General features: G+C 37.2%; 9 protein-coding genes. 7 read left to right on the top strand and 2 right to left on the bottom strand.

The features are described from left to right. From V7Z48_RS10980 to nadD, 3 genes are all read left to right on the top strand, one after another. A partial coding sequence (locus V7Z48_RS10980; RefSeq protein WP_334113523.1) for a YicC family protein occupies positions 1-653 on the top strand: 653 nt, incomplete at its 5' end. A 56-nt stretch (positions 654-709) separates the two neighbouring features. Continuing rightward, positions 710-1,282: a guanylate kinase gene (gmk, locus tag V7Z48_RS10975; RefSeq protein WP_334113521.1), complete on the top strand. Its 573-nt coding sequence runs from the start codon at positions 710-712 to the stop codon at positions 1,280-1,282. Positions 1,283-1,286: 4 nt separating this feature from the next. Then, on the top strand, positions 1,287-1,865 hold the full coding sequence (nadD, locus tag V7Z48_RS10970; RefSeq protein ID WP_334113520.1) for a nicotinate (nicotinamide) nucleotide adenylyltransferase: 579 nt from the start codon (positions 1,287-1,289) through the stop codon (positions 1,863-1,865). A gap of 74 nt (positions 1,866-1,939) precedes the next feature. Here the strand turns inward: nadD and V7Z48_RS10965 are convergent, their stop codons facing one another. Further along, entirely contained in the window at positions 1,940-2,299 is a 360-nt protein-coding gene (locus V7Z48_RS10965) for a YraN family protein (RefSeq protein ID WP_334113518.1), read from the bottom strand. A gap of 98 nt (positions 2,300-2,397) precedes the next feature. Here V7Z48_RS10965 and V7Z48_RS10960 point away from each other — a divergent pair, with 98 nt between their 5' ends. Both V7Z48_RS10960 and V7Z48_RS10955 read left to right on the top strand, forming a co-directional pair. Next, positions 2,398-2,697, top strand: a complete 300-nt coding sequence (locus tag V7Z48_RS10960) for a hypothetical protein (protein ID WP_334113517.1) — start codon at positions 2,398-2,400, stop codon at positions 2,695-2,697. Continuing rightward, positions 2,694-3,050 carry a hypothetical protein gene (locus V7Z48_RS10955; protein WP_334113516.1) on the top strand — a complete coding sequence of 119 codons (357 nt, stop codon included), beginning with the start codon at positions 2,694-2,696 and terminating at the stop codon, positions 3,048-3,050. Before V7Z48_RS10960 ends, V7Z48_RS10955 begins: the two co-directional genes overlap by 4 nt. On the opposite strand, the gene V7Z48_RS10950 is transcribed toward V7Z48_RS10955, so the two are convergent. Next, positions 3,043-4,011: a S66 peptidase family protein gene (locus tag V7Z48_RS10950; RefSeq protein ID WP_334113515.1), complete on the bottom strand. Its 969-nt coding sequence runs from the start codon at positions 4,009-4,011 to the stop codon at positions 3,043-3,045. The two genes, V7Z48_RS10955 and V7Z48_RS10950, sit on opposite strands and share 8 nt — an antisense overlap. A gap of 214 nt (positions 4,012-4,225) precedes the next feature. On the opposite strand from V7Z48_RS10950, the gene metG reads away from it, so the two are divergent. Beyond that, the gene (gene metG / locus V7Z48_RS10945; RefSeq protein WP_334113514.1) at positions 4,226-6,334 is read left to right on the top strand and encodes a methionine--tRNA ligase; all 2,109 of its coding nucleotides are present in this window, start codon (positions 4,226-4,228) and stop codon (positions 6,332-6,334) included. Between the two features lie 117 nt (positions 6,335-6,451). Beyond that, a partial coding sequence (locus V7Z48_RS10940) for a copper resistance protein NlpE N-terminal domain-containing protein (protein ID WP_334113513.1) occupies positions 6,452-7,248 on the top strand: 797 nt, incomplete at its 3' end.

Here is a 7,248-nt window from a genome sequence, read left to right as displayed (position 1 = left end):
AATTAACTGGTGAAGAAACTGCCACACGCATCAACCAAACCGTGGTTAAAGCCTACATCAAACAACTGAACGATGTAGTAACGGGTCACGATGCCGAATTGTTGAGCATCGCCATGAGGTTACCCGATGTAGTGACCACCGAACGTGAAGATATAGACGATAATGAATGGCAAACCATAGAAGCTGGTATTGAAGACGCTATTCAACATATTTTAGAGTACCGAAGCGATGAAGGTCAAACGCTCTACCAAGAATTTGAAACCCGTATAAAAAACATCGCTGATCTTTTAGAACAAGTGATTGCGATGGATCCGGATAGAATATCTGGTGTTCGCGAACGATTAGACAAGGCCGTTTCGGAACTTAAAGAAAAAGTTGACGAAAACCGTTTTGAGCAAGAATTGGTTTACTATATCGAAAAGTATGACATCACCGAAGAAAAAGTGCGTTTAGAAAATCACCTTGATTATTTTCTAAAAGCCTTAGTTTCGGACGATTCCAACGGTAAAAAATTAGGCTTTATTGCCCAAGAAATTGGCAGAGAAATCAATACTATTGGCTCTAAATCTAACCACGCGCCTATGCAAAAGTTGGTGGTGCAAATGAAAGATGAATTGGAGAAAATTAAGGAACAACTGCTGAATGTGTTGTAAAATCAAATTCCAAAAAGCAAATTCCAAATATCTGCATTTGAAGATTATCAGTTATAATGAAAAAAGGTAAACTTATAGTATTTTCGGCACCGTCTGGCTCAGGAAAAACAACCATCGTAAGACATTTATTGGCGCAAAGCGAATTAAATTTAGAATTCTCTATTTCAGCAACCTCTAGAGAAAAACGCGGCAATGAACAAGACGGAAAAGATTATTATTTTTTGAGTTTTGACGCCTTTAAAAAGAAAATTAAAAACGACGAATTTTTAGAATGGGAAGAAGTATACCGCGACAACTTTTACGGGACTTTAAAAACCGAAGTAGAACGCATTTGGGCACATGGCAAACACGTGATTTTCGACATCGATGTATCAGGTGGTTTGCGGATTAAACGAAAATTTCCAGAGGAAACTTTGGCTATTTTTGTAAAACCACCAAGTATAGACGAGCTTAAAATCCGACTTAAAAAACGCAAAACAGAGAGCGCCGATAAAATAAACATGCGCATAGCGAAAGCTTCGGCAGAGTTGGCAACAGCGCCACTTTTTGACCATATTATTGTAAACGATACTTTAGAACACGCTTTGGAAGAAGCCTATAAGTTGGTTTCAAATTATATAAAGGACTAAAACGATGAAGATTGGATTGTTTTTTGGCACTTTTAATCCCATTCACATTGGGCATTTAATTATTGCTAATCATCTCGTCGAAAACAGCAAACTAGACGAGATTTGGCTTGTTGTGACACCCAAAAGTCCATTTAAGGTAAAGCAAACCATATTAGACAATTACCAACGTTTGGAAATGGTTTATCTGGCCACGAAAAGCTACAACAATTTAAAACCCTGCGATATAGAATTTAATTTATTGCAACCTAATTACACCATCAATACACTGACGTATATCAAGGAAAAACACCCCAAACATCAATTTTCTTTAATTATGGGTGAAGACAATTTGAAAAGTTTTCACAAGTGGAAAAATTATGAATTAATTCTAGAGAACCACCAGATATACTGTTACCCAAGATTATCGGCAGGCAAAGTAGAAACACAATTTGATGACCATCCCAATATTCACCACGTTAAAGCGCCTATCATTGAATTATCCTCCACATTTATAAGACAGCATATTAAAAAAGGGAAGAATGTAAGGCCTATGCTTTCAGATGCTGTTTGGCAATACATTGATCAAATGAATTTTTATAAATAATATCACTGTAAAAGCAGGAATCTCGGCGTTGATTCTATTCCTTTTATGAATATAGATTCCCACTTTCGTGGGAATTAAAAAAAATAATACGCATCTTCAATATGCTCAATTACATATTTTTTGTTCTCCTTCAGGATGGAGATAATATCGAATCGCACTTCTTCTTCAAAATCATTTTCAACGATGTAATTGTCTATGGCTTTCACCAGGCGCTGGATTTGGGTAGGTTTTAAAAAATCTTTAGGGCTTCCGAAATCTAAGGTAGAACGGGTTTTCACTTCAACCACAGCTATTACATTATCTTTTTTAACGATGATATCTATTTCGGCTTTCTGAAAGCGGTAATTGCGCTCAAGTATATCATAACCATGTGACGCCAGATAATCTGCCGCCATGTCTTCGCCTATTTTGCCGAGTTGATTGTGTTGTGCCATGTTAGATCCTTATGCGCTTGTTGATAATAAATATACTTAAAAAAGATTATTTAGGTAACTTTGCTTAAACGAAACTAGACTAGCCAAAAAGTAAAGCTGTGAGAAGAATAAAATGCCCGAATTGTGGCACTTACAATGAGAACGTCGATTATTGCACCAATTGCAATACGCTAATTAATTTTAAAAAGCGTCGAGAAATCGAGTTTAAAAAGTCGGAGAAAAAACGCGCTCACAACGAACAACAGGACCAAGAAAATAGTCTAAAATGGATTGAAAAATACAAAAACCATAGATTTCTGTTAGTTCGGGTTTTCGCTTACATCATTTACTCTATCTGGGCGGCTGTGATGGCAATTGGCACTTTTATCGCTTGGTTGTTCACCATAATAGCGGCATGAAAACTTTGAAAAATCCTTATTTTCTGTTGCTGCTTTTTGTGGCAATACTCATTTATTCAGCGAAACGATTTAAAATAGACATTCCCGACTGGATCAGCTTTTATTTCTACGATTTTTTATGTATGCCTATAGTGTTAACCATCATTTTAGCACTTATCCGATTTTTGAAAAAGGACGCCTCGGTCAAAATCCCACTGTTCGCAATTGTTTCTTTAACTGTTTATTACGCTTGGTTTTTTGAATGGCTCATGCCGAAATACGACCCAAGATACACAGGTGATTGGCTAGATGTTTTAATGTATTTTTTAGGCTCGTCCCTATTTTATTTCAGTGAACGTAAGCAGATTATTTAAAACTTAATTCAGTTTTGGATTCTGAAACTTTTAGTTCAACAGTTCTGCCTAAAATCATGGCACGGTTGTCATTTTCGTGGCCGGCCGGCATATTAAAAGCAATGGGGAAATCGTATTCGGCCAAAGCATCTAAAATAAGTTGCTCTATCGATGTGCCCCATGGGGTTGTGTTTTTCCTAATCTTAGTCATATCGCCTACTATTACGCCTTTACAATTTGAAAAATAGCCTGCGCGTTTTAAACTCTGAAGCATACGATCGATATGATATTTATACTCGCCTATTTCTTCAATAAATAGAATTTTACCCGAGGTGTCAATGCTCGTTTCAGAACCTAACATGGTGTGCAGCATGGTTAAATTACCACCGACTAAAGGTGCTGTAACATTTCCTGTTTTATTGTATTTTGAACCTTTAAGTGTATAGTTTAAAGCTTCGCCAAAAATGGCTATTTTCATGGTTGCGATACTCTGTTCTAGTTCGCTTTCCTTATCAGTCAAACTGGTGCACATTATGGCGTGGATAGTTTCAAATCCCTCATTGTGGACTTGATTATGTAAAGCTGTTATATCGCTGTAACCAATCAACCATTTTGGTTGTTCTTTAAATTTTGAATAATCCAGTTTATCTAGAATTCTCACCGTTCCATAACCACCACGGGCGCACCAAATGGCTTTTATTTTTGGATTGTCTAAAGCATTTTGAAAGTCTTCGCAACGTTCACTATCGGTTCCGGCAAAATGATTGTCGCTTTTAAATACATGTTTACCAACCACTACATTTAAATTCCAACTTTTTAAGAGTGCAATGGCGCGTTCAACTTCGGTGGTGCGGTTATTTAAAACGCCCGATGGCGCTACAATAGCAACCGTATCGCCTGCTTTTAGATATGGTGGTTGTTTCAATTTAATTTGGTTAGTTTGCATTTTATCTTGAGCCAGAACTGAACTACTAAAACTCATAAACTGGGTTAAAATTAAGAAATATAAAAAGGATTTTTTCATCCACATAAAAATTCAAAGGTTATAGATTTTGATAAGTTTAGGCTGGTGAATTTATTGCGTTTAATTTAAACGTTCAAAAAGGTTTTCATGATATGGTAAAAGTACATTTTTTTTCTAATTGGTTTTTTAAATGTTTACTTTTGTCCCCTAAAATTAACGTACAATTTCGACGATGAATACTCCTGAACGCTACACTATTACAGCAGCTTTGCCCTATACCAATGGCCCTATTCACATCGGGCATTTGGCTGGTGTTTACGTGCCTGCCGATATTTACGCCCGTTATTTAAGACTTACTAATAATGATGTTGCGTTTATTTGTGGTAGTGACGAACACGGTGTTCCTATTACCATCAAAGCGAAGAAGGAAGGCGTTACACCACAAGATATTGTTGATAAATACCATGCCATCATCAAAAAGTCTTTTGAAGATTTTGGAATTTCATTTGATAATTATTCGCGTACCTCAGCAGAAGTTCATCACGAAACGGCTTCTCAGTTTTTTAAAACCCTTTACGATAAAGGTAAGTTTATAGAAGAAACCAACGAGCAGCTTTATGATGCCGAAGCCAATCAATTTTTAGCCGATAGATTTGTGACTGGAACTTGTCCGAAATGCGGCAATCCAGAAGCTTATGGCGATCAATGTGAAAAGTGCGGCAGTAGCCTTAATGCCACAGATTTAATCAATCCTAAATCGGCCATTACAGGCAATACACCAAGCTTAAAGCAAACCAAACACTGGTTTTTGCCTTTAGAGCAATACGAAGATTTTCTAAAAGAATGGATTTTAAAAACCCATAAAAAAGATTGGAAATCGAATGTTTACGGGCAAGTAAAATCTTGGATTGACGATGGTTTAAGACCGCGTGCCGTAACCAGAGATCTAGATTGGGGAATTCCAGTACCTGTTGAAGGCGCCGAAGGCAAGGTGCTCTATGTTTGGTTTGATGCCCCTATTGGTTATATCTCTTCTACCAAAGAATGGGCTGCGCGTGTGGGTAAAGATTGGGGATTGTACTGGAAAGATAAAAACACCAAATTGGTTCACTTTATCGGAAAAGATAATATTGTGTTTCACTGTATTATTTTTCCAGCCATGCTCAAGGCTGAAGGTTCGTTTATCTTACCCGATAACGTACCCGCTAACGAATTTTTAAACCTAGAAGGCCAAAAACTTTCTACATCTAAAAACTGGGCCGTTTGGTTACCAGATTATTTAGAAGATTTTCCAAACCAACAAGATGTATTGCGTTATGCCTTAACAGCCAATGCGCCTGAAACCAAGGATAATGATTTTACATGGAAGGATTTTCAAGCCAGAAATAACAGTGAACTCGTCGCCATATTTGGAAACTTTATAAACCGTGTTGTGGTTTTAACCCATAAATTTTATGAAGGTTTGGTGCCAGCACCTTCCGAATATTCAGACTTGGACAAAGAAACCATCGCAGCGGTCAAAGCTTATCCAGCTGTGATATCCAGTTCTATTGAACGTTACCGTTTTAGAGAAGGTAGCCAAGAACTGATGAATTTAGCGCGTTTAGGCAACAAATATTTAGCCGACGAAGAGCCTTGGAAACTAGTCAAAACAGATGAAGCACGCACCAAAACGATTATGTTTGTAGCACTTCAAATTGCAGCTGCACTCGCTGTGTTATGTGAACCTTTTTTGCCATTTACCGCCGCTAAACTCAAAGGCATATTAGTAATTGATTCGACTGATTCCTCGCAAACATCAGGAAAATTTAGAAGCACTGAAAACCAATGGAACGCTGTTGCAACAAAAGACGTATTATTAGCCTCGGGTCACCTAATTGGTCAAGCAGAATTATTGTTTTCCAAAATTGAAGACGAAGCCATCGAACAACAAATAGATAAACTTTTAGCCAGTAAAAAAGCAAACGAAGCAGAAAAAATGACAGAAACCTCAACTGTAGAACCTCAAAAAGAAACCATAACATTTGAAGATTTTGCAAAACTAGACATGCGTGTGGGCACCATAATAGAAGCCGAAAAAATGCATAAAGCGAATAAATTATTGGTGTTAAAAGTAGATACCGGTATTGATGTGCGTACCATCGTTTCTGGAATTGCAGAAAGTTTCACACCTGAAGAAATTATTGGAAAACGTGTGACAGTTTTAGTCAATCTCTCACCAAGAGCGTTGCGCGGTGTTGAAAGCCAAGGCATGATTTTAATGACCGAAGATGCTCAAGGAAAACTGGTTTTTGTGAATCCAGATGACAAAGGCGTTGCCAATGGGTTAAAAATTAGCTAAGGTATTTATCAGTTAATCTTTTTCAATTTTTTATGCATAATTAGAAAGGCAACTTTTTTATTTTGAATAGTTTGGCAATTTCATTAAATTTAAGCTATCATTTTAAATAGCCGCACAATGACATCTAAAAACCTTTCCGCATTTATAATAATTGCATTATTAAGCACCTACTCCTGTAACAGCGATAAAAAGCAAACGACTCAAGATTCCGAAACAGAATCTACTGAAATGAACATACCGGTAACAGGTGATACCAGTCAAAATGCTTTAGACTGGGATGGCGTTTATCAAGGTACCATTCCATGTGCAGATTGTGAAGGTATCGAAACTGTTCTTATTTTAAACCGAGACCTCAGCTATATCCACAAAACAAAATACTTAGGAAAGAGCGATAGTATATATGAAAGCGCTGGTTCCTTTAAATGGAACGAGTCGGGATCTGATATAACCTTAACAAGTAACGATAATACTAGGCTGCAGTTTAAAGTAGGCGAAAACCAGTTGTTTATGTTAGACCAAGAAGGCCAGCGAATTACTGGTGACTTAGCAGACACCTACATCCTAAAAAAAGACAGTATTGATATTGTTGAAAAATATTGGAAATTAGTGGAGCTAAACGGTAGTCCAGTAGAAACTAAAGAAGGACAACGAGAAGCCTTTTTAATTTTAAAAACAGAAGACAGTCGCGCTCACGGCAATGGAGGCTGTAATTCCTTTAATGGCAGTTACGAGTTGCAAGACGGTAATAGAATTCAATTTTTGAAAATGGCAACTACCTTAATGGCCTGTCCCGCTATGGAGACCGAACAACAATTTATGAAAGTCATAGAAATGGCCGATAATTATAACGCAACCGAAACGACACTTATACTCAACAAGGCAAGAATGGCACCGTTGGCAAAATTTGAGGTAGT

It is taken from the genome of Paucihalobacter sp. (genome assembly GCF_036825875.1).
Lineage (GTDB): Bacteria > Bacteroidota > Bacteroidia > Flavobacteriales > Flavobacteriaceae > Paucihalobacter.
The sequence above is the reverse complement of the archived record's forward strand: the minus strand, read 5'-3'. Positions and strand labels throughout refer to the sequence as shown.

Coding starts and splice junctions, on each gene's coding strand:
- gmk (WP_334113521.1), top strand. CDS start 710: ATGAAAAAAGGTAAACTTATAGTATTTTCGGCACCGTCTGGCTCAGGA.
- nadD (WP_334113520.1), top strand. CDS start 1,287: ATGAAGATTGGATTGTTTTTTGGCACTTTTAATCCCATTCACATTGGG.
- V7Z48_RS10965 (WP_334113518.1), bottom strand. CDS start 2,299: ATGGCACAACACAATCAACTCGGCAAAATAGGCGAAGACATGGCGGCA.
- V7Z48_RS10955 (WP_334113516.1), top strand. CDS start 2,694: ATGAAAACTTTGAAAAATCCTTATTTTCTGTTGCTGCTTTTTGTGGCA.
- V7Z48_RS10950 (WP_334113515.1), bottom strand. CDS start 4,011: ATGAGTTTTAGTAGTTCAGTTCTGGCTCAAGATAAAATGCAAACTAAC.
- metG (WP_334113514.1), top strand. CDS start 4,226: ATGAATACTCCTGAACGCTACACTATTACAGCAGCTTTGCCCTATACC.